Origin of the sequence: Nocardia farcinica, from assembly GCF_029867845.1 — a bacterium.
GTDB classification, from domain to species: Bacteria; Actinomycetota; Actinomycetes; order Mycobacteriales; family Mycobacteriaceae; genus Nocardia; species Nocardia farcinica_A.
In genome coordinates this window covers 1-2,747 of the sequence record NZ_JARWRU010001198.1, presented here as the reverse complement: position 1 = coordinate 2,747, position 2,747 = coordinate 1, and the positions used below count along the sequence as shown (strand labels likewise).

At 72.1% G+C, this 2,747-nt stretch carries 3 protein-coding genes; all 3 read left to right on the top strand.

The annotated features are described in order from the left end of the window. Positions 1 to 1,866: hypothetical protein (locus QH283_RS26695; RefSeq protein WP_280505695.1), on the top strand; the 1,866-nt coding region annotated here is incomplete at its 5' end. A 16-nt stretch (positions 1,867 to 1,882) separates the two neighbouring features. Beyond that, a complete protein-coding gene (locus tag QH283_RS26690; RefSeq protein ID WP_280505694.1) occupies positions 1,883 to 2,188 on the top strand; it encodes a transposase in 306 nt (101 codons plus the stop codon). A 61-nt stretch (positions 2,189 to 2,249) separates the two neighbouring features. After that, the coding region (locus tag QH283_RS26685; RefSeq protein WP_280505693.1) for a M23 family metallopeptidase at positions 2,250 to 2,747 on the top strand (498 nt) is incomplete at its 3' end.

Here is a 2,747-nt window from a genome sequence, read left to right as displayed (position 1 = left end):
GCCGAAGCCCGCCCAACCCGCGCGGCTCAGGATCGTGGGGCGCGCGGTGAGCGGCCACGCGCGGTGCACGACCGCCCGGCGCGCCCGGTGCGGGAACGCGGCCGAGGCGGCGATCGCGCGGCCGAGGACAGGGCGGCGCGGCGGGCGAAGCAGAAGGCCGACAAGCGCAGACAGCCCGGCCCCCCGCTGCTCGACCCGGACACCAGGGCCCGGCTGGAACAGCTCAGCCGGGAGGGCTCCGGCCTGCGCGCGGCGTGGGCGACCTTCCGGGTGCACACCGACGACATCCGCCGCCGCAACTACGCCGCGCGCGCGGAACAGATCGTCGAGGACGGATTCGACCGCGAGACCGCGCAACTGACCGATCGCGGTTACGCGGGTCCCGGCGGTGGCCGCGCGAACGTGGTCGGCAGGCCGGTGGAGTACCGGGCCACCACCGCCCAGGTGGCGGGTCTGTGGCCGTGGTCGGTGGGCGCGGGCGCGCCGCTGATCGGCACTCCGCTCGGCTCGCACCTGCACACCGGCGCCCCGGTCTGCTTCGACCCGATGAACTGGTTCATGCGCGGCAGCTTCATCACCGCGCCGAGCCTGTTCGTGCTCGGCCTCAACGGTTTCGGCAAGTCCTCGCTGGTGCGCCGCATCGTGCTCGGCGGCATCGCGCAGGGCATCACGCCGCTGATCCTGGCCGACGTCAAGCCCGACTACCGCAAGATGGTGGAACTGGTCGGCGGCCAGGTCATCGACCTCGGCTACGGCCACGGCAAGCTCAACCCGCTGGCCGCAGGCGTGCTCGGCGCGGTGGTGCCGCAGCTGGACGAGTTCCCCGCGCTGCAACTGCAGGTGCTCCAGGACATCAGGGCGCGGCAGGTCACGCTGATCGCGGGCCTGGTCGAACTGGTGCGCGGGGCGCGGGTGCGCGACTACGAGGAGACGCTGATCGCCACCGCGCTGCGCATCCTCTACCAGCCCGGCAGCGGCTACGCCCCGGAGAAGCCGCCGATCATGGAGAACCTGCTCGAGGTGATCGTGGCGGGCGGCGAGGAGCTGATGCTCGACGCGGGCGCCGACGACCCGTCCGAGTACCAGGCCGCCATCAAGGGGTTGCGCCGCTCGCTGCGCGCCCTGACCCAGGGCCCGTTCGGCGCGGTCTTCAACGGCCAGACCACGGTGCCCATCGACACCAGCGCGGTCGCGGTGTGCATCGACGTCTCGCACATTCCCACCGGCGACAAGAAGCTCAAGGCCGCCGTCATGCTGGCCTGCTGGGCCGACGGTTTCGCCTCGGTGGAGGCCGCGCACGTGCTCGCCGACGCCGGACTCGGCCCGCAGCGCTACTTCCAGGTGGTGATGGACGAGCTGTGGCAGGTGCTCGGCCTCGGCGACTTCATGGTCGACCGCGTCGACGAGCTGACCCGCCTGCAGCGCAGCATCGCCACCGCGCTGATCATGATCAGCCACACCATCAAGGACCTCCAGTCGCTGGGCAGCGAGGCCGCCATCGCCAAGGCGCTCGGCTTCCTGGAACGCGCGCGCGCCAAGATCTTCGGCGCGCTGCCCGGCGAGGAGGTCAAGCGCCTGGACAGCACGGTGCCGTTCACCGCCACCGAGGCCGAGATGGTGACCGGCTGGTCGGCCCCGCAGGCGCTGACCGGAGAGGCGCTGCGGCCGGGACAGGTGCGGCCGATGCCGCCCGGCACCGGCAAGTTCCTGCTCAAGATCGGTGAGGACCGCCGTCCCGGCATCCCGTTCCAGATGGAGTTCACCGAGTCCGAGCGGCTCAGCGGCATCCACGAGACCAACCAGCGCTTCAGTGAGTTCACCGAATCCGCCACGCGCAAGCGGCCGTCGAACGGCGGCGTGGCATGAGGGGGAGAGCGCGTTGATGCCGCATCGTTCCTATCGCAAGGTGTCCCCGGAGGTGCGAAATGCGGCGGTCGAGCAGGTCGTGGCACTGACCGACAGCCTGCGCAGCGAGACCGAGGCCTGCCGCACGGTGGCCGAGCAGATCGGCGTGCACCCGAACTCGGTGCGCAACTGGGTGCGCGCCGCGCAGGGCCCGAGTGTGGAACGCATGGACGTGGTCGCGCTGCGGCGCCGCGTGGCCGTGTTGCAGCAGCAACTGGCCGCTGTCACGGAGATGAACCGGACCCTGGCCCGCACCCTCGACGAAGCTCGACGGCGCCCGTGACAGCGCCCCGCGAGTCGGTGCCCGACCGCGGCGCGGGCCTTCGCCCGCGGAGGTGGTCGCGGTGGATGTGAAAGGCCTGCTGTGGGGTGTGCTCGGCCTGATCGTGGCGCTCATGGCGCTGGTGCTGGTCGTGGTGATGCCCTCGGTGGAGGACCCGTGCGCCGACACCAGCCTGCTCGGTTCGGTCGGCACCGCGCCGGTGCCGCCCGGCGATCCCGGCGTCGCACCGGCGGCGAACGCCGACGAGCAGGCGGACGGGCAGGCGCCGAGCGTCACGGCCACCCAGACGGCCCGCGGCGGGACCATCGCGCGCACGCTGCCCATGGCGATCGGCACGTTCACCATCTCCGACGTGTTCGGCTCCCGCGACGGCGGCCATCGCGGCATCGACATGGCTGCCGCCGACGGCACGCCGATCTTCTCGGTCTCCGACGGCAGGGTGGTCGCGGCGGGCCCGGCCTCCGGTTTCGGCAACTGGATCGTCGTCGACTCCGTCGACGTCAACGGGCGCTCGTTCTCGGCGGTGTACGGGCACATGTGGGACCACGGCGTGCTGGTG